The sequence below is a fragment of the Actinoplanes sp. OR16 genome, assembly GCF_004001265.1.
Lineage (GTDB): Bacteria > Actinomycetota > Actinomycetes > Mycobacteriales > Micromonosporaceae > Actinoplanes.
This window is the reverse complement of sequence record NZ_AP019371.1, coordinates 1,410,997-1,429,217: the sequence shown is the minus strand read 5'-3', so window position 1 is coordinate 1,429,217 and position 18,221 is coordinate 1,410,997. Positions and strand designations below refer to the sequence as shown.

Genomic DNA, 18,221 nt, shown 5'->3' with positions numbered 1-18,221 from the left:
TCGAGGGCGGCGCGGCTGTCTTATCGACCGTTAAGGTCACGGGATGCGAGCTGCTTATGCCTTCAGCCAGGACCCGGACCGGCCTCTTCGCGCTCTCGACGTCGGCGACCAGCCCGAACCCACCGTCCCCGACGGCTGGGTGCTGGTCGATGTCCGTGCCTCGTCGCTGAATCACCACGATCTCTGGTCGCTGCGCGGCGTCGGCCTGCCGCCCGACCGGCTCCCGATGATCCTGGGCTGTGACGCGGCGGGCGTCGACCCGGACGGCAACGAGGTCGTCGTCTTCCCGGTGGTCGAGGACAAGGCTGACCCGCGGGGCTACTCACTCTTCTCCGAGCGCCACCCGGGCACGATCGCCGAGCGGATCGCCGCCCCACGGGAGAACCTCGTGCCGAAGCCGGCCGGCGTCTCCTTCGCGGAGGCGGCCTGCCTGCCGACGGCGTGGCTGACGGCGTACCACATGCTGGTGACCCGCGGCCGCGCCGCGGAGGCCTCGTCGGTGCTGGTGCAAGGGGCCGGCGGCGGCGTCGCCACGGCGGCGGTCGCGCTCGGCGTGGCGCTGGGCAAGAGGGTGTACGCGACCAGTCGCGACGAATCCAAGCGGGAGCGGATCGCGGCGCTCGGCGCCACACCCGTCGAGCCCGGCGGCCGCCTGCCGGAACGCGTCGACGTGGTGATCGAGTCGGTCGGCGAGCCCACCTTCGCCCACTCGATGAAGTGCGCGGCGCCGGGCGCCCGGATCGTGGTGTGCGGCGCGACCGCCGGCCACCGGACCGAGGTGGATCTGCGCCGGGTCTTCGCGATGCAGCTGGAGATCCTGGGCAGCAGCATGGGCACGCCCGAGGAACTGGCCGCCCTGCTGGGCCTGGTCGACGCCGGGACGGTCCGGCCCGTGATCGACACGACGTTCGGGTTCGGCGATCTGCGGCCGGCGTTCGAGCGGCTGGATTCCGGCGAGGTCTTCGGCAAGGTGGTAATCTATCATCTCGCCTGATCAGGTGGCCTTTTTGGGCATTCTTGACCGGTTTCGCTAGGGTCGGCGCATGTCTGACAACAGCGTCGACCCCAGCGGCAACACCGAGGCGTTCCGGGCGTTCACCCGGACCGGGCCGGAGGAAGCGGTGACGTCCAAGCTCCCGCTCCTGATCGGCGGCGGCGTGGTCGTCGTCGCCCTCATCGCCCTGGTCGCCTTCCTAGCCCTCTGAGCCCTCCGAGCCCACCGCTCGCCGAGCCTCCGAGGCGATCTCCAGCTCCTCCTCGGTCGGCACCACGCACACCGTGACCGGTGAGCCCTCCGGCGAGATGATCAGCTCGTTGCGAGCGTTGCGGTCCGGGTCCACCGCGATGCCGAGCGCCTCCAGCCCGGCCAGCGCGTGTTCCCGGACCAGCGGCGCGTTCTCGCCGACGCCGGCCGTGAACGTGATGGCGTCCACCCGGCCGAGCACCGCCAGGTAGGAGCCGACGTACTCGCGGATCCGCCGGCAGTAGACGTCGAACGCGAGGGCGGCGTCCGCGTCACCGGCCGCCCGGCGCTCCAGGACCTCGCGCAGGTCGCCGGCTCCGGACAGGCCGAGCATCCCGGACCGCCGGGTCAGCACGTCCTCGATCTCCTCGACGGAGAGCCCGGCCACCCGGTGCAGGTGGAAGATCAGGCTCGGGTCGATGTCACCCGACCGGGTGCCCATCACGAGACCGGGCAGCGGGGTCATCCCCATCGACGTCGCCACGCTGCGGCCACCGCGTACCGCCGTGGCGCTCGCGCCGTTGCCGAGGTGCAGCGTGATCACGTCGGCCTCGCCGACCGGCTTGCCGATCACCCGGGCCGTCTCCCGGGACACGTACGCGTGCGAGGTGCCGTGGAACCCGTACCGCCGCAGGCCCCACCGCCCGGCCAGCTCGCGGTCGATCGCCCAGAGCGCGCCCTCGGGCGGGATCGTGGCGTGGAACGCCGTGTCGAAGACCGCGACCTGCGGGACGTCCGGGAGCAGCTTGCGGGCCACCTTCAGGCCGGTCAGCGCGCCCGGGTTGTGCAGCGGAGCGAGCGGGATGAGCTCTTCGATCGCGGCCAGCACCTCGTCGGTCACCACGGTGGACGCGGTGAACCGCTCGCCGCCGTGCACCACCCGGTGGCCGACCGCGGCCAGCCCGGTCAGGTCGACCTTCTCCATCAGGATCCGCAGCGCCTCGTCGTGGTCGGCAGCGTCGCCGCCGGACTCGCCGATCCGCTGGATCAGCCCCTTGGTGAGCACCTCGGCGCCGTCGAAGAGGCGGTACCGCACCGAGGAGGAGCCGGAGTTGAGGACGAGTACCCGGGTCATTTCGCTCCCGCCTGGATGGCCGTGATGGCGACCGTGTTGACGATGTCCTTGACCGTGGCGCCGCGGGACAGGTCGTTGACCGGCGCACGCAGGCCCTGCATGACCGGTCCGACCGCCACCGCGTTCGCCGACCGCTGGACCGCCTTGTAGGTGTTGTTCCCGGTGTTGAGGTCGGGGAACACGAAGACCGTGGCCTTGCCGGCCACCGCGCTGCCGGGCAGTTTCGCGGCGGCGACGGCCGGGTCGATCGCCGCGTCGTACTGGATCGGGCCCTCGACCGGCAGGTCCGGTCGCCGTTCCCGGACGATCGCGGTGGCCGCCGCGACCTTGTCCACATCGGCGCCCGACCCCGAGCTGCCGGTGGAGTAGGAGAGCATCGCGACCCGCGGCTCGATGCCGAACGCGGCGGCCGTCTGCGCCGAGGAGAGCGCGATGTCGGCGAGCTGGGCCGCGTCCGGGTCGGGGTTGACCGCACAGTCGCCGTAGACCAGCACCCGGTCGGCGAGCAGCATGAAGAACACACTGGACGCCACGGTGAGCCCCGGAACCGTCTTGATGATCTCGAAGGCGGGCCGGATCGTGGCCGCCGTCGTGTGGTTGGCGCCGGAGACCATGCCGTCGGCGAGACCTGCGGCCACCATCAGGGTGCCGAAGTAGTTCACGTCGCGGACCACGTCGTACGCCAGATCCATCGTGACGCCGCGGTGCCTGCGCAGTTCCGAATACCGGGCCGCGAAGTCCTCCCGCCACCGGCTCGACGCCGGGTCGACCAGCCGGGCGCCGCCGATCTCCACGCCGATCTCCCGGGCCCGCCGGGTGATCTCGGCCGGGTCGCCGAGCAGGGTCAGGTCGGCGACGTCGCGCCGCAGCAGCGTCTCGGTGGCCCGCAGGATCCGCTCCTCGGTACCCTCCGGCAGCACCAGGTGACGGCGGTCGGCGCGAGCCCGGTCGATCAGGTCGTTCTCGAACATGAGCGGGGTCACCCGGCTGGACCGGGCCACGTCGAGCATCCGGGCCAGCTCGTCGGTGTCCACCGCCTTCTCGAAGACGCCGAGGGCCGCCTCCACCTTGCGCGGGGTGCTCAGCTCCGCCTTGATCCGGCCGGCCGCCGCGATCGTGTGGTAGCTGTCCGCCTTGGAGATCAGGATGGCGAGGCCGGTGTTGAGCCGCTCGATCACCTCGACGGCGCGCGGGTCCGGCGGCTCGCCGAGCGTCAGGACCAGGCCGGCCAGCGTGGCGGTTCCGGCGGCGTGCGCGGCGCTCGCGGCCAGGAGCAGGTCGGCCCGGTCGCCCGGGGTGATCAGCAGAGCGCCCTCGGTCAGGTGCTCCAGCACGGTCGGGACCTGGGCCGCGCCGACGACGTAGTCGAGCACGTCCCGGTCCAGGGCGCCGGGTGTGCCGGCGAAGACCGTGGCGTCCAGTGCCGCGGCGACCTCGCCCACCGTCGGCGCGGCGATCGCGGCGACCTCCGGCATCGCCCAGAACGGGACCGGGAGGCCTGCGTCGGCGGAGAGGTCGAAGGGCACCCGGTTGGCGATCACGGCCAGAACCGTCGCGCCGAGATCGACCAGCGAGTGATAGGCGCTGCGGGCCGCCGCGGCGAGCGACTCAGGGGTCCGGTTCTCGCCGCTGACCACCGGGATCACGACGCTGCCGAACTCGGTCGCCAGGCGGGCGTTGAAGGCCAGTTCGCGGGGGAGCTCCCCGCGGCCCTCCTCGGGCTTGTCGGTGAAGTCGCTGCCGATCACCACGACGGCAGCGCTGCGCCGCTCGACCTCGCGGTAGCGCTCGACGATCCGGCCGATCAGCTCCTCGCGGCGGCCGTCGGCGACGAGCGCCGTCGCCTCGGCGTGGGTGACGCCGAACGAATCCTCGTACGCCACCGGGCCCGGATAGCGCTCGCGGAGGACCGCGAGCAGGGGGTCCCGGTCGTTGCCGGCGACCAGCGGACGGAAGACCGCCACCTGCGCCACTCGACGGGACAGCAGCTCGACGATGCCGAGCGCCACGGTTCCTTTACCGACGCCGGGGCCTGAACCCGCGACATAAACGCTGCGTGCCACGAGATTCAACCTACCGGCCGGATCACCCCCCGGCCGGGTCGAAGGTCCCGTCTTTACTCGTCGTCCTCGTCGTCCCGGGCCAGCCAGGTGGCGAAGCGCTCGATCGGCGTCTCGAACTCCGGGTTCATGTCGACGAACGTGCGCAGCTGCTCGCCGATCCACTCCAGGGTCACGGTCTCCTCGCCACGGCGCTGGACGAGCTCCTCGATGCCACGATCGGTGAAGTACATGAGCGGATAGTAAGCGGGGCCCCTCCGGAAATCCGGAGGGGCCCCGCTTTTCGTCATCGCGTCACGTGCGCGGCAGCGACGCCTCGATCAGCGCGGCCTGCTCGGCGTCGTGCATCTTGGCCGAACCGACCGCCGGGGCGGCGGCGGCCGGGCGGGAGATCCGCCGCAGGCGGACGCCCTCCAGGTGCTCGAGCAGGTTGAGCGCCACGAACGACCAAGCGCCCTGGTTGGCCGGCTCCTCCTGGACCCAGGCGAAGTCCTCGGCGTTCGGGTACTGCGAGAGCAGCGCCTTCAGCTCCTCGACGGGCAGCGGGTAGATCTGCTCCATCCGGATGATCGCCGTGTCGGTGATGCCCCTCTCGGCCCGGGCCTGGAACAGGTCGTAGTAGACCTTGCCGGAGCAGAGCAGGACCCGCTTCACCGCCGAGGCGTCGAGCTGCGTGCCGTTGACGCCGGCGTCGGCGAGCACCGGCTGGAAGGTGCCCTCGGTGAAGTCGCTCACCGCGGAGACCGCCAGCTTGTGCCGGAGCAGCGACTTCGGCGAGAAGACCACCAGCGGCTTGCGCTTGCTGCTCAGGGCCTGGCGGCGCAGCAGGTGGAAGTAGTTCGCCGGGGTGGTCGGGTTCGCCACCCGCATGTTGTCCTGCGCGCAGAGCTGCAGGAACCGCTCCGGGCGGCCGGACGAGTGGTCCGGGCCCTGGCCCTCCATGCCGTGCGGGAGCAGCAGCACCAGCGACGACTGCTGGCCCCACTTCACCTCGCCGGAGGAGAGGAACTCGTCCACGATCGACTGGGCGCCGTTGACGAAGTCGCCGAACTGGGCCTCCCAGAGGACCAGAGCGTCCGGGTTCTCCACCGAGTAGCCGTACTCGAAGCCCATCGCGGCGTACTCGCTGAGCAGCGAGTCGTGGACGAAGAACCGGGCGTTGCCGGTGGTCAGCGTGGAGATCGGCAGGAAGTCCTTGCCGGTCTTCGCGTCGACGATCGCGGCGTGCCGCGAGGTGAACGTGCCGCGGCGGGAGTCCTGACCGGCCAGCCGGACCGTGACGCCCTGGTTGAGCAGCGAGCCGAACGCGATCAGCTCACCGAAGCCCCAGTCGATGCCGCCGTCGGTGGACATCTTGGCGCGCCGGTCGAGGAGCTGCTGCACCCGCTTGTGCGGGGTGAAGCCCTCGGGCAGCTCGATGTGCGCCTGGCCGACCGCGTGCACCACGCTCGTCTCGACAGCGGTCTCCACCGCGGGCTCGCCCTCCTCCGCGATGATGCGCGGGCGGGGCGGGGTGCCGGCGGAGTCCCGGGTGGCCTTGAAGACGTCCTCGAGGCGGCCCTGGTAGTCGCGCAGCTGCTCCTCCGCCTCCTGGACGGTGATGTCGCCGCGGCCGATGAGCTCCTCGGTGTACGCCTTCCGCACGCTGCGCTTCTTGTCGATGATCTGGTACATCCGCGGGTTGGTCATCGACGGGTCGTCGCCCTCGTTGTGACCGCGGCGGCGGTAGCAGATCATGTCGATCACGACGTCCTTGTTGAACGTCTGGCGGTACTCGAAGGCGAGCTTCGCGACCCGGACGACGGCCTCGGGGTCGTCGCCGTTCACGTGGAAGATCGGGGCCTGGATCATCCGGGCCACGTCGGTCGAGTACATCGAGGAGCGGCTGTACTCCGGGGCGGTGGTGAAGCCGACCTGGTTGTTCACGATGACGTGCACCGTGCCACCGGTCCGGTAACCACGCAGCTGGGAGAGGTTGAGCGTCTCGGCGACCACGCCCTGGCCGGCGAACGCGGCGTCGCCGTGCACCAGCACCGGGAGGACCGTGTAGCCGTGCAGGCCCAGGTCGAGGCGGTCCTGCTTGGCGCGGACGATGCCCTCGAGGACCGGGTCGACCGCCTCCAGGTGCGACGGGTTCGCCACCACGCTGACGGTCGTCGAGTTCTCGCCGTCGGGCGTCGTGTACTTCCCGGTCTGGCCGAGGTGGTACTTGACGTCACCGGAGCCGTGGGCCGACTTCGGGTCCATCTGACCCTCGAACTCGTTGAAGATCTTCTCGTACGGCTTGCCGACGATGTTGGTGAGCACGTTCAGCCGGCCGCGGTGGGCCATGCCGATCACCATCTCGTCGAGACCTGCCTCGGCCGACGACTGCAGCACCGCGTCGAGCAGCGGGATCAGCGACTCGCCGCCCTCCAGCGAGAACCGCTTCTGGCCGACGAACTTGGTCTGCAGGAAGGTCTCGAACGCCTCGGCCGCGTTGAGCCGGTGCAGGATGTGCTTCTGCTCGTCGGTGTCCGGCTTCGTGTACTTGACCTCGATGCGCTCCTGGACCCAGCGGCGCTCCTCGGGGTCCTGGATGTGCATGTACTCGATGCCGACGCGGCGGCAGTAGCTGTCCCGCAGCACGCCGAGGACGTCGCGCAGCTTCATCTTCTGCTTGCCCGCGAACCCGCCGACCGGGAAGGTCCGGTCCAGGTCCCACAGGGTCAAGCCGTGCTGCAGGACGTCGAGGTCGGGGTGCTTGCGGATGGTGAACTCGAGCGGGTCGGTGTCGGCCATCAGGTGACCGCGCACGCGGTAGGCGTGGATCAGCTCGACGACCCGGGCCGCCTTGTCGATCTGGCCCTCGGAGGTGCGGGCCACGTCGCGCACCCAGCGGACCGGCTCGTACGGAATCCGCAGCGAGGTGAAGATCTCGTCGTAGAAGCCGTGGTTGCCGAGCAGCAGCTCGTGCATGACCTTGAGGAACTCGCCGGACTGCGCGCCCTGGATGACCCGGTGGTCGTAGGTGCTGGTGAGCGTGGTGACCTTGCTCACGCCCAGCTCGGTCAGCATCTCGTCGCTCATCCCGGCGTACGGAGCGGGGTACTCCATGGCGCCGACGCCGATGATGGCGCTCTGCCCGTTCATCAGGCGGGGGATGGAGTGGACGGTGCCGATGCCGCCGGGGTTGGTCAGCGAGATCGTGGTGCCGGCGTAGTCGTCCATGGTCAGCTCGTTGCGGCGGGCCCGCCGGACGACGTCCTCGTAGGCCTGCCAGAAGCCACGGAAGTCGAGGGTCTCGCAGTTCTTGATGGACGGCACCACGAGCGTGCGGGTTCCGTCCTTCTTGGCGAGGTCGATCGCGATGCCGAGGTTGATGTGCGCCGGCTGCACCAGGTTGGGCTTGCCGTCGATCTCGGCGAAGGAGTTGTTCATCTCCGGGTGCTGCACCGTCGCGCGGATCAGCGCCCAGCCGATCAGGTGGGTGAAGCTGACCTTGCCACCACGGCCGCGGGAGAGGTGGTTGTTGATGACGATGCGGTTGTCGACCATCAGCTTGGCCGGGACGGCGCGCACCGACGTCGCGGTCGGGACCTCCAGCGAGGCCGACATGTTCTGCACGATCTTGGAGGCGACGCCGCGCAGCGGGGTGGTCTTCGCCTCGGCCGGCGCGGTGCCGTTCGGCGACGGCTTGGGCGCGGTCTTCTCCACCGGGGCGGGCTTCGGCTTGGCCTCGGCGGCCGGCGGGGGCGGGGTCACCGGCTTGGGCGGGGCGACCGTGGCCGCGGCCGGCGCGTCCGTACCGGCTTTGGCTGCGGAAGCCGTCGCGGTGGCCGCCTTGGCCTCGTCCGGCGTCGCGATCGAGCCCGATGCCATCGCCGGCTTGTAGTCGGCGAAGAAGTCGTGCCAGGCAGGGTCGACACTGGTCGGGTCGGCCAGGTATCGCTGGTACATCTCATCGACGATCCACTCGTTGGGACCGAAGTCCGCGAGCGGATTGTCCTGCGAAGTCTGCTGCGTCGACACTGCCGCGTTCGCCTCTTTCACCGTGTTTGTCATCACGTGACCGCTCCGTCACGCCAGACGGGTAGGATTCCCCGTCAAGGCTACGCCGTGTGTGAGCGCCCTCCGCCCGGACGTCCACTCTGTGACCAACTGCCTTGTCCGGTTGCACGTCGCGGCGAGATGTGAGCAGCGTCAAACCGCGATCCAGGTGGCCCGTGCCACCGCGAGCCGATCTCCCCCCGGTCCGTAGACGGCCGAGTCCACCGACGCCTTGCGTCCGGCGATCTCCGATGCCGCTCCGACCACCACGCATTCGTCGCCCGGCGACGGCAGCGCCTCGATCGACGCGGTGATCCTTCCCAGTACGAAGGCCCGCCCGGTGGCGATCGCCGCCCACCCGCCCGGGCAGTCCAGGGCCGCCCACATCGTCGGCTCGGACACCTCGTCCGGAACCGTCCACGGGGCCGCGGTCCGGCCGTCCGGCAGCACGCCCGGGAAGATCCGCAGACCGTCCGGGTGATCGGGTCCGCAGACGAAGCAGGTGGGAAAGGGGTGATCCGTGAAACCGGGATAGGACCGTGCGGCGTCCACCGCCTCGGCCCGGGAGACCGGTGGCACGCCGCTGCCGGCCACCCCCACGCCCAGCGAGGCGACCAGCGTCGAGCCGTCCCAGATCGCCTGGTCTCGCAGGGAGAGGGAAACGCCGAGCGGCGGCGGGATCCGCAGCGTCACCTCCGCCGGGCGCAGACCCGAGGCCTGCGCGAAGACGCCGGCGCACCAGCCGCCGTTGCCGGTTCCGGGAGGGCCGTTGTATCGAGCCGGGATCAGCATCCACCGACGATCGCACACGTCGTTCATCAACCGGCCACGCAGCGCCACCTGATCCGACACGCCATCGGCAGTTGTCACCCTTACACAGATGGCATGGCAGTTCTGATGACGGCCGCCGCACCCACCGGGACCAGCGGCTACACGCTCCTCATCGCGGACGACGCGAGCCTCGTCGAGGCCGCGCAGCGACTGCGCCACGACGTCTTCGCCGGAGAGCTCGGCGCCACCGTCCCCGGTGGCGGCGGACTCGACGCCGACGAGTTCGACCCGTACTGCGATCACCTGATCGTGCGGGACGACTCCACCGGCGCGGTGGTGGGCACCTACCGGATGCTCCCGCCGCGCGCCGCCGAGCTGGCCGGCCGCCGGTACGCCGACGGCGAGTTCGACCTGAGCGCGCTGCGCCCGCTGCGAGACCACCTGGTCGAGATCGGCCGGTCGTGCGTGCACCCGGACCACCGCTCCGGCGCCGTGGTCAACCTCATGTGGGCCGGCATCGCCCGGTACCTGCACCTCAACAACCTGCGCTGGCTGGGCGGCTGCGCCTCGGTGCCGCTGGCCGACGGCGGCGTCACGGCGGCCGGCGTCCGCGAGCGGATCAACGCGAAGCACCTCTCCCCGCCGGCGCTGCGGGTCCGCCCGCGCCGTCCGTGGACCCCGGCCGAGGGCGTCACCAAAGACCCGAAGGTGGCGGTCCCGGCGCTGCTCAAGGGATATCTGCGACTCGGCAGCTGGGTGTGCGGCGAGCCGGCCTACGACGCCGACTTCGACTGCGCCGACTTCTACGTGCTCTTCTCCATGGACCGGCTGGACCCGCGGTACCGCCGGCACTTCCTCGGCGCGACCCGATGAACTGGCAGCCGGCCTCCGGGTGTGGTGACGGCTGCCGCCCGGGTGACGGGCGGCAGTCCGGTCCCGTCCTGACGGCGCTGCGCGTCGCGGGGCTCATCGGCGTACTCCTGATGGGTCTGCTGCCCGCGGCCCTCCTGCGTGGCGGCGCGCTGCTTGCCCTGCCCCGCGCCATGCTCGCGGTCCTGGGGATCCGCCTGGTCTGGAAGGGCCCGGCGCCGCGCCCGGGGAGCCTGCTGGTCGCCAACCACGTCTCCTGGCTGGACATCGTCGCGCTGCACGCGGTCATGCCGGTGCGCCTGGTGGCGAAGCACGACGTGGCGGGCTGGCCGGCGATCGGGGCGACGGCCGGTCGCAGCGGCGCGATCTTCATCGATCGGACCAGGCCGAAGACGCTGCCGGGGACGGTGGGCGAGGTGGCTGCCGCGCTGCGCGGCGGGCGTTCGGTCGCGGTCTTCCCGGAGGGTACGACGTACTGCGGCGCCGAACGGGGACCGTTCCGGCCGGCGCTCTTCCAGGCGGCCATCGACGCGGGAGCGCCGGTCGCCCCGATCTCGATCAGCTACGACTCGGCCGAGGCGTGCTTCGTCGGCGAGGACACCCTCTGGGACTCGGTGGTCCGGGTGGCTCGCGTCCGCCGGCTCACCGTGACCCTGGTCGCCGCGCCGGTGCTGCGCCCGGAGACCGGAGCGGGCCGCCGGGCGCTGGCCCGGGCCGCGCAGTCGAGCCTCGGCGGAGGGAGTTATCGCCTGGCGGCTTAGCGCTCACAGATAATTTTCAGCAACTGTGCAGCCGCGCTGCAGCGGACCGGGAAACAATGGTCGCCATGGCCACTCAGACCCAGCCCAAGCAGAGCGAGGCGAAACTGCTCGTCGTCGAGGACGATGCGAACATCCTCGAGCTGCTCTCCGCCAGCCTCCGCTTCGCCGGGTTCGACGTGACCACCGCGACCAGTGGCAGCGCGGCCGTCAGCGCCGCGCGCAACTCCGCGCCCGATCTCGTCGTGCTCGACGTCATGCTCCCCGACCTCGACGGGTTCGAGGTGATCCGGCTGATGCGCGAGGGCGGGCAGCGCACCCCGGTGGTCTTCCTGACCGCCCGCGACGGCACCGACGACAAGATCCGCGGCCTCACGCTCGGCGGCGACGACTACGTGACGAAGCCGTTCAGCCTGGAGGAGCTCACCGCCCGCATCCGGGCGGTGCTGCGCCGCACCACGGCGGGCGAGGAGCAGCCGTCCCGGCTGGTCTTCGCCGACCTGGAGCTCGACGAGGAGACGCACGAGGTCTACCGCGCGGGCAGCCGGGTGCAGCTCTCACCGACCGAGTTCAAGCTCCTGCGCTACCTGATGCTCAACGCCAACCGGGTGCTCTCCAAGGCGCAGATCCTCGACCACGTGTGGAAGTACGATTTCCGCGGCGACGACAACATCGTCGAGTCCTACATCTCCTACCTCCGGCGCAAGGTCGACAACGTCCAGCCGCGGCTGATCCATACGCTGCGCGGCGTGGGCTACGTGCTCCGCAAGCCCGCTGTGTAGGCGGAGGTTCATGAAACTCGCCGAGCGGGTTCGCGGCTCGATCCCGCTGCACCCCAACCTGCGCCGGATCTCGCTGCGCACCAAGCTGGTCGCGTCGGTGCTGGTGCTGGTCTTCGCGGCGCTGACGCTGATCAGCGCGACCAGCACCTACGCGCTGAACACCTATCTGATCAGCCGGATGGACGATCAGCTGAAGCGGTTCGCGCTGGCCCGGATCAAGGAGGGCTACTTCACCCGGGTCGTGCTGCCGTCCGACTACGTGACCGCGCAGCTGTCGGTGAGCGCGGTCGGCAAGGTCGACGTCGGCGGCGACCTCACTCCCGGTCAGCTGCCCCGGTTCCTCACCGGTGTCGACGAGATCACCAAGCATGACGGCACGCCGTACACGGTCCGCTCGGTCGACGGCACCGTAACCTGGCGGATGCTCGTGGTGCGCACGGCGAACGACTCGGCGCTCTACGTGGGCCAGCGGATGTCCGGGGTGGACGCGGTGATCGCCTGGCTGGTCTGGGTGGACTTCCTGGTCGGCGGCGCGGTGCTGGTGGCGCTCGCGGCGATCGGCGCGGCGCTGGTCCGGCAGACGCTGATCCCGCTGGTGCAGATCGAGCGGACCGCCGCCGCGATCGGCGCCGGCGACCTGACCCGCCGCGTCCCGGACCCGGAGGAGAACGACGGCGAGCCCACCACCGAGCTGGGCCGCCTCTCCCGCGCGCTGAACGCGATGCTCGCCCAGATCGAGGCGGCGTTCCTGGCCCGCGCCCAGTCCGAGCACGCGGCGCGCGCGGCCGAGCAGTCGGCGCGCGAGGCGGCCGACGCGGCGCAGCGCTCCGAGGCCCGGGCGGTGGAGTCGGAGGGCAAGATGCGGCAGTTCGTGGCCGACGCGTCGCACGAGCTGCGGACCCCGCTCACCACGATCCGCGGCTTCGCCGAGCTCTACCGGCAGGGCGCGGTCTCCGACCCGGAGCAGGTGGCCCGGCTGGTCCGCCGGATCGAGGACGAGGCGGCCCGGATGGGGCTGCTCGTCGAGGACCTGCTGCTGCTGGCCCGGCTCGACCGGGAACGACCCCTGACCCTCGCCCCGGTGGAACTGCCGGTGCTCGCGCTCGACGCGCTGGACGCGGCCGAGGCGATGGCGCCCGACCGGCAGATCGATCTCGAGGTGCGCGACGATCCCGAGCGCCTGGTGGCGTACGGGGATGACGGCCGTCTCCGCCAGGTGATCGGCAACCTGATGACCAACGCCCTGGTGCACACGCCCCCGGACGCCACCGTGACGCTGCGGCTGCACGCCGGCGAGGGCGGCACCGCGGTGGTCGAGGTGTCGGACACCGGGCCGGGCCTCAACCCGGAGCAACGCGAACGCGTCTTCGAGCGGTTCTACCGGGCGGACGGGGCTCGCACGCGCAACACCGATCGGGAGGCGACCGGCACCGGTCTGGGCCTCGCCATCGTTGCGGCGATCGTCAGGGCGCACCAAGGTTCTGTCGAGGTTCTGTCCGAGGAGGGCAAGGGCGCGACCTTCCGCGTGACTTTGCCCACCATAAATCCGGATAAAAGCTTCACAGAAAACGTCCAGGAGTAACACAGTTCGGTACGAGTACGACGGGGCAGAGTTAAGCGCATGAACGAGAACGAGACCGACCCGCGGCCCGCGGACGCCGCCGCTGGAGACAGCAGTGCGGCGCGGGTGGAGTCTGAGCAGCCGACTGCCGCCCAGGCACCTGTTGCTCCCCAGTCCGCGGCACCACACACTCCAGCCGCCGAGCAGGCGGCCTGGGCTCCTCAGGCGGCTCAGCCCGCGCAGCCCCAGCAGCCCACCTTCCCGCCGGCCCAGCCGCAGCAGAGCCCGTGGGCCGCCTCACCGTGGCAGCAGGCTCAGGCTCAGCAGCCCCAGGCCCAGCAGGCGCAGGCCCAGCAGGCGCAGGCTCAGCAGGCTCAGGACCCGGCCGCTCAACCGACCTCGGCCCAGCCGTCGACCGGGCAGCCCTACGCTCCGGGTTACGCCCACCCCTACCAGGGTTACCAGGCACAGGCGCCGCACGGTTACACGCCCTACCAGCAGGCCGGCTACCAGGACTACTCGCAGCAGGCCGCCTACGCGTCGGCGTGGCAGCCCGGCGGCACGCAGACCGCCGAGGGCGTCATCCCGGCCTGGGCCGGCGGCGAGCAGCAGCCGCCGCGGTCCGGCCGCGGTCGCAAGATCCTCCTGGCCGGCGCGGCCGCCGTGCTGATCGCGCTCGGTGCGGGCGGGGTCGGTGCCGCGACTGCTCTGGCCCTCGACGGCGGCAGCACCCCGCAGAGCGCGCAGACCAGCAACTCGTCGGTCACCCGCGTGGTCGACCGCTCGTCGCTCGCCGAGATCGCCGCGGCGGTCCAGGACAGCGTCGTCTCGATCACCACCGGCTCCGGTGAGGGTTCCGGCGTGGTGGTCAGCGCCGACGGCTACATCGTGACGAACAACCACGTGGTCTCGACCGCGCAGGGCGACACCGTGAACATCATCTTCGCGGACGGAACCAAGGCGACCGCCACGATCGTCGGCACCGACGAGCGCACCGACCTGGCAGTGGTGAAGGCGTCCGGCGTCTCGGGTCTGAAGGCCGCGAAGTTCGGCGACAGCTCGCAGAGCCAGGTGGGCGACACCGTCCTGGCCCTCGGCAGCCCGCTCGGCCTGGAGGGCTCGGTCACCGCCGGCATCATCAGCGCGAAGGACCGCACCATCCAGTCCGGCGGCGAGGAGGAGCAGGAGACCCCGCAGGACCCGTTCGGCGGCAGCCAGCAACAGCAGCAGTCGTCGGGCACCCAGACGATGACCGGCCTGCTGCAGACCGACGCCCCGATCAACCCGGGTAACTCGGGCGGCGCGCTGGTCAACACGAACGGCGAGGTCATCGGCATCAACTCGGCGATCGCCACCTCGGGTTCCAGCTCCGGCAACATCGGCCTCGGCTTCGCGATCCCGAGCAACAAGGCGGTCTCGGTGGTCAACCAGCTGATGGCCGGCAAGAAGGTCAGCCACCCGGCCCTCGGCGTCAGCGTCGCCAACGGCGAGAACGGCGGCGCCCTGATCAGCACCGTCACCCAGAACAGCGCCGCCGCGAAGGCCGGCCTGCAGCAGGGCGACGTGGTGACGAAGGTCGACGGCAAGGCGATCGACGAGTCCGACGACCTGGTCGCGGCGGTCCAGGCCGGCAGCGTCGGCCAGAAGATGTCGATCACCTTCACCCGCAACGGCAGCGAGAAGACCGTCACGGTGACCCTGCAGGAAGCGCAGTAAGAGCACTACTTTCCCGCTACGGCGGGTGACGTGACCCGGGGGTGGGCGCGTCACCCGCCGTATTCCTATCTATGCCGCGATTCAGGACCTTCACGACCAACGGGCAACTTTTGCCGCACCGGACTCGCGTTCTACCAGGGAACCGCCTAATCTCCATTCGCCCTCGGGCGTTTCTTGTGGAGTGAGAGGCCCTGCGAGTTGACGTACGTCGAAACCCGGACCAACGTCTGGGAAGCCCTGGCCGGACGCGCCCCCGGGGTCCCGTCCGGTCCGGCCGACGCCGGGCTCTGGCACACGGTCGCCGACCGGCTCGACCCGTCGAGTGCGCGGCCGGTGCTGCGTGACGGGATCGAGATCCGGCACCGGACCACGGTCCGTGGCGGCCGGTACGTCATGCTCCGCTCCCCGGAGGAGGGCGGCCGCAGCTCCTACCTGCGGCTGAGCCCCGAGGAGTACCAGCTCGCCCTGATGATGGACGGGTCCGGCACGGTCGCCCGCCTGGTCGCCGAGTTCGCCCGGATCGCCGGTCGCCTCGCCCCCGACCAGGTCCGCCGGGTGGTCGCCGACCTCGCCGCGAACCGGATGCTGGAAGAGCTCCCGATGGACGCCTTCCGGCCGCTGCGCGAGATGCGCCGGGAGACGCTGCCGGAACGGATCGCCGCGGCCGCCCGTGGCCGCCGGATCCTCTCCGCCGACATCGACGGCCTGGTCGGCGCGGTCTACCGGAGTGCCGGGCGGTTCCTCTTCACCCGGGTGGCGTTCTGGATCGGCGTGGTCTTCGCGGTCGCCGGTGTGGTGCTGTTCGCGACGACCTGGCAGCGGGGGAGCAGTTCACTCTTTCTGGTGGGTGATTCGTACCTACTCGGCGCTGTCGTTCTCGTACTACTCAACGTGTTCGCTCTCGCCGTGCACGAATTCGGTCACGCCCTCGCTGCGAAGCGGGTCGGCCGTGAGGTCCCGGCCGCCGGCCTGATGCTCTATTTCGGCATCCCGTCGGTCTTCGTCGACACGAGCGACGTGTGGATGGCCGGCCGCCGCGCCCGTATAGCGGTCACCGCCGCCGGTCCGGCCGCCGCGCTCGGCCTGGCCGGGCTGGCCCAGGTGATCGGCTTCGCCGTGCCCGCGACCGGCGGCGTCGCGTTCAAGCTGGCGTTCCTCTTCTACCTGCACACCTTCTTCAACCTGAGCCCGCTGCTGCCGCTCGACGGCCAGTACCTGCTGATGGACTGGCTGGAGATCCCCGACCTGCGGGCCCGGGCCCTGTCCTGGCTCTCCGGCCGGCTGCGCCGCCGCGGCCACCGCTTCTCCGCGCTCGACCGGGAAGGCCGGATCGTGGCGCTCTACGCGCTGCTCGGCCTGCTCTGGCTGGCCGTCGCGGCCGGCCTCGGCTACCGGCTCTGGACCGATCGGGTGCGGGGCCTGGCCATCGGCCTCTGGTACGACGGCATCGCAGGCCGCCTCCTGCTGATCGTGATGGTCCTCGGCCTGGTCGCCCCGGCCGTCTACTTCCTGCTCGGCCGGGCCGCCGCGAGCTGGCGGCGCTGGCGTCAGCGGGCCGCCGAACGCGACCGGGACGCCGACCTGCCCCGCCGCCTCGCCGCGCTGCACGCCTCCGAGCTCGGCGGACTGCCCGAGCCGGCGCTGCACGAGCTGGCCGCCCGGGCCCGCTGGCGCCGCCCGCCGACCGGCCGCTTGCTGATCCGCGCCGGCGACCACCCGGACGCCGTGCTCGTCGTCGTCGAGGGCGCCCTGCACGGCCGCCGCCCCGGCGACCCCGGCGGCACGATCCGGCACCACGCCGGGCCGGGCGCGGTGGCCGCTCTGGCCGGCGCGCTGACCGGCCGCCCGGTCCAGCTGGACTGGTACGCCGCGGCCGGCGCGACACTGCTCGCCGTCCCGGCGGAGACGATCGCCACGGCGGTCGGCCCGATGCCCGGGCCGTCAGCGCAGGAACGCGACGAGGCCGAGGCGCTCTTCGCCGACACGCCGGCCCTCGCCGGTCTCGAACACGATCAGTGCCTCGCGCTGATCGGGGCCGCGTACCCGGCCGACCTCGAACCGGGCGCGCCGGTGATGCTGCCCGGCCCCACCCACGCCGTGGTCGTCGAGTCCGGCGTGATCGCCATGCCGGACGGCACCGAGCTGCGCCGCGGCACCCTGGTCGGCCCGGTCGGCGACGGCAGCCCCGGCACGGTGGCGCAGACCCGCACCCCGGTCCGCCTCTGGATCATCCCGGACGCCTCGAACCTGCCGCCCCTCGTCGGCGGCCACGGCCCCGGCGCGCCGATGCCGGCGTTGCGTCCGAGCGCGCCGGTGGCCGTACGCCCCGGCGCCGCCCACCCGCCCCTCGCCGTGCCGCCCGGTCCGCCGCAGGTCGTCGAGGGATACGACGTGGACGCTCACTTCGAGCGCCGGATGTGGTCCTTCGCCGCCGCCCTGCTCGTGGTCGTCCTGGTCAGCGTGGGCCTGAACCTGCAGACCGGCCCGGCCTGGGCCGAGATGCCGTCCGGGAACGTGCTGCTCACCGTGAAGAAGGGCACCGCCGTCGCGGCCGGGTCGGCGCTGTCGGCGGAGGAGCACCGCTACCTGGCGGCCGGCTCGGAGATCAGGATTCCGGACTCGTCGCAGGCGCTGCTGACGTTCCCGGGCGGCGCCACCATGGTGCTCTGCGGCGGTTCGTCGACCGAGCTGACCGCCAGCGAGGTCACCACCGGCCGGGAGCCGGCGCCGTCGGCCCGCCTGGCGCTGGGTGGCGGGCGGGTGCTGGCGGACACCGCCAGTGCGAGTGGGGCGTACCGTCCTCTGCTCCTGACCGTCACGCGCACCCAGGGTGACGTGACGAACGCGGGGGAGTCCTGGTTCGCCGTGGACCCGATCAGCGTGACCACGGCGAAGGGGACCGTGACCGCGGGCGGAACCGCGAGCCCGGCCACCGGCGGAGATCTGAGCTGCGGCGACGGCGAGGTGGTCGAGCCGCCGTCGGCAGGTCCGAGCGAGGAGCCGACCGAGGAGGGCACGTTCCCGGTCGAGTCGATCTCGCCGTCGCCGTCGGAGTCGTCGGCCTCCACCACGCCGGCCGAGACGTTCGAGCCGACCGGGACGACGACGACCGAGACGGCCGATCCGGAGCCGACGACGACCAGGCCGCGTCCGCCCACCCTCCCGACGGTCACGACGCCGACCAGCCGGCCGACGCCGAGCCGCACGGTGACGACGACGCCGACCACGGATCCGACGACCACCGAGCCGACCGACGACCCGACGACGGACGACCCCACCGATCCGCCCTCCGAGGAACCGACCGAGACGGAGGAACCGGAGCCCACCACCGACACGTCCGCCGGTTGACCCGTCCT

13 protein-coding genes are annotated in these 18,221 nt (G+C 71.6%); 8 read left to right on the top strand and 5 right to left on the bottom strand.

Annotated elements, in window-relative coordinates; genetic code table 11:
- Positions 1–43: 43 nt before the first annotated feature.
- Positions 44–994: a zinc-binding dehydrogenase gene (locus EP757_RS06490; protein ID WP_127543291.1), complete on the top strand. Its 951-nt coding sequence runs from the start codon at positions 44–46 to the stop codon at positions 992–994.
- Between the two features lie 49 nt (positions 995–1,043).
- Entirely contained in the window at positions 1,044–1,205 is a 162-nt protein-coding gene (locus EP757_RS43210) for a hypothetical protein (RefSeq protein WP_174262347.1), read from the top strand.
- On the opposite strand, the gene EP757_RS06485 is transcribed toward EP757_RS43210, so the two are convergent.
- From EP757_RS06485 to EP757_RS06470, 5 genes are all read right to left on the bottom strand, one after another.
- A complete protein-coding gene (locus tag EP757_RS06485) occupies positions 1,194–2,318 on the bottom strand; it encodes an acetate/propionate family kinase (RefSeq protein WP_127543290.1) in 1,125 nt (374 codons plus the stop codon). The genes EP757_RS43210 and EP757_RS06485 overlap by 12 nt on opposite strands.
- A complete protein-coding gene (gene pta, locus EP757_RS06480; RefSeq protein ID WP_174262346.1) occupies positions 2,315–4,390 on the bottom strand; it encodes a phosphate acetyltransferase in 2,076 nt (691 codons plus the stop codon). Before pta ends, EP757_RS06485 begins: the two co-directional genes overlap by 4 nt.
- A 44-nt stretch (positions 4,391–4,434) precedes the next feature.
- Entirely contained in the window at positions 4,435–4,611 is a 177-nt protein-coding gene (locus tag EP757_RS43205) for a DUF6104 family protein (RefSeq protein ID WP_170153761.1), read from the bottom strand.
- A 61-nt stretch (positions 4,612–4,672) separates the two neighbouring features.
- A complete protein-coding gene (locus tag EP757_RS06475) occupies positions 4,673–8,422 on the bottom strand; it encodes a multifunctional oxoglutarate decarboxylase/oxoglutarate dehydrogenase thiamine pyrophosphate-binding subunit/dihydrolipoyllysine-residue succinyltransferase subunit (protein WP_370457777.1) in 3,750 nt (1,249 codons plus the stop codon).
- 138 nt (positions 8,423–8,560) lie between these two features.
- Positions 8,561–9,199, bottom strand: a complete 639-nt coding sequence (locus tag EP757_RS06470; protein ID WP_127543288.1) for a hypothetical protein — start codon at positions 9,197–9,199, stop codon at positions 8,561–8,563.
- A gap of 93 nt (positions 9,200–9,292) precedes the next feature.
- Between EP757_RS06470 and EP757_RS06465 the strand changes: the two genes are divergently transcribed.
- The 6 genes from EP757_RS06465 to EP757_RS06440 all read left to right on the top strand — a co-directional run bounded on the left by EP757_RS06465 (position 9,293) and on the right by EP757_RS06440 (position 18,213).
- The gene (locus EP757_RS06465) at positions 9,293–10,051 is read left to right on the top strand and encodes a GNAT family N-acetyltransferase (protein ID WP_127543287.1); all 759 of its coding nucleotides are present in this window, start codon (positions 9,293–9,295) and stop codon (positions 10,049–10,051) included.
- Positions 10,048–10,809 carry a lysophospholipid acyltransferase family protein gene (locus EP757_RS06460; RefSeq protein ID WP_127543286.1) on the top strand — a complete coding sequence of 254 codons (762 nt, stop codon included), beginning with the start codon at positions 10,048–10,050 and terminating at the stop codon, positions 10,807–10,809. Before EP757_RS06465 ends, EP757_RS06460 begins: the two co-directional genes overlap by 4 nt.
- Positions 10,810–10,874: 65 nt before the next feature.
- On the top strand, positions 10,875–11,588 hold the full coding sequence (locus EP757_RS06455) for a response regulator transcription factor (RefSeq protein ID WP_127543285.1): 714 nt from the start codon (positions 10,875–10,877) through the stop codon (positions 11,586–11,588).
- 10 nt (positions 11,589–11,598) lie between these two features.
- Positions 11,599–13,170: a cell wall metabolism sensor histidine kinase WalK gene (locus EP757_RS06450; protein ID WP_127543284.1), complete on the top strand. Its 1,572-nt coding sequence runs from the start codon at positions 11,599–11,601 to the stop codon at positions 13,168–13,170.
- 39 nt (positions 13,171–13,209) lie between these two features.
- Complete coding sequence (locus EP757_RS06445; protein ID WP_127543283.1) at positions 13,210–14,865, top strand: S1C family serine protease; 1,656 nt, start codon at positions 13,210–13,212, stop codon at positions 14,863–14,865.
- 198 nt (positions 14,866–15,063) lie between these two features.
- Positions 15,064–18,213 (top strand): cyclic nucleotide-binding protein, encoded by a 3,150-nt coding sequence (locus tag EP757_RS06440; protein WP_127543282.1) that lies wholly within the window; start codon positions 15,064–15,066, stop codon positions 18,211–18,213.
- Positions 18,214–18,221 lie beyond the last annotated feature (8 nt).

Bases quoted from the DNA above. Each gene is read 5' to 3' on its own strand.
- EP757_RS06490 (WP_127543291.1), top strand. From the start codon at position 44: ATGCGAGCTGCTTATGCCTTCAGCCAGGACCCGGACCGGCCTCTTCGC.
- EP757_RS43210 (WP_174262347.1), top strand. From the start codon at position 1,044: ATGTCTGACAACAGCGTCGACCCCAGCGGCAACACCGAGGCGTTCCGG.
- EP757_RS06485 (WP_127543290.1), bottom strand. From the start codon at position 2,318: ATGACCCGGGTACTCGTCCTCAACTCCGGCTCCTCCTCGGTGCGGTAC.
- EP757_RS43205 (WP_170153761.1), bottom strand. From the start codon at position 4,611: ATGTACTTCACCGATCGTGGCATCGAGGAGCTCGTCCAGCGCCGTGGC.
- EP757_RS06475 (WP_370457777.1), bottom strand. From the start codon at position 8,422: ATGACAAACACGGTGAAAGAGGCGAACGCGGCAGTGTCGACGCAGCAG.
- EP757_RS06470 (WP_127543288.1), bottom strand. From the start codon at position 9,199: ATGCTGATCCCGGCTCGATACAACGGCCCTCCCGGAACCGGCAACGGC.
- EP757_RS06465 (WP_127543287.1), top strand. From the start codon at position 9,293: ATGGCAGTTCTGATGACGGCCGCCGCACCCACCGGGACCAGCGGCTAC.
- EP757_RS06460 (WP_127543286.1), top strand. From the start codon at position 10,048: ATGAACTGGCAGCCGGCCTCCGGGTGTGGTGACGGCTGCCGCCCGGGT.
- EP757_RS06455 (WP_127543285.1), top strand. From the start codon at position 10,875: ATGGCCACTCAGACCCAGCCCAAGCAGAGCGAGGCGAAACTGCTCGTC.
- EP757_RS06450 (WP_127543284.1), top strand. From the start codon at position 11,599: ATGAAACTCGCCGAGCGGGTTCGCGGCTCGATCCCGCTGCACCCCAAC.
- EP757_RS06445 (WP_127543283.1), top strand. From the start codon at position 13,210: ATGAACGAGAACGAGACCGACCCGCGGCCCGCGGACGCCGCCGCTGGA.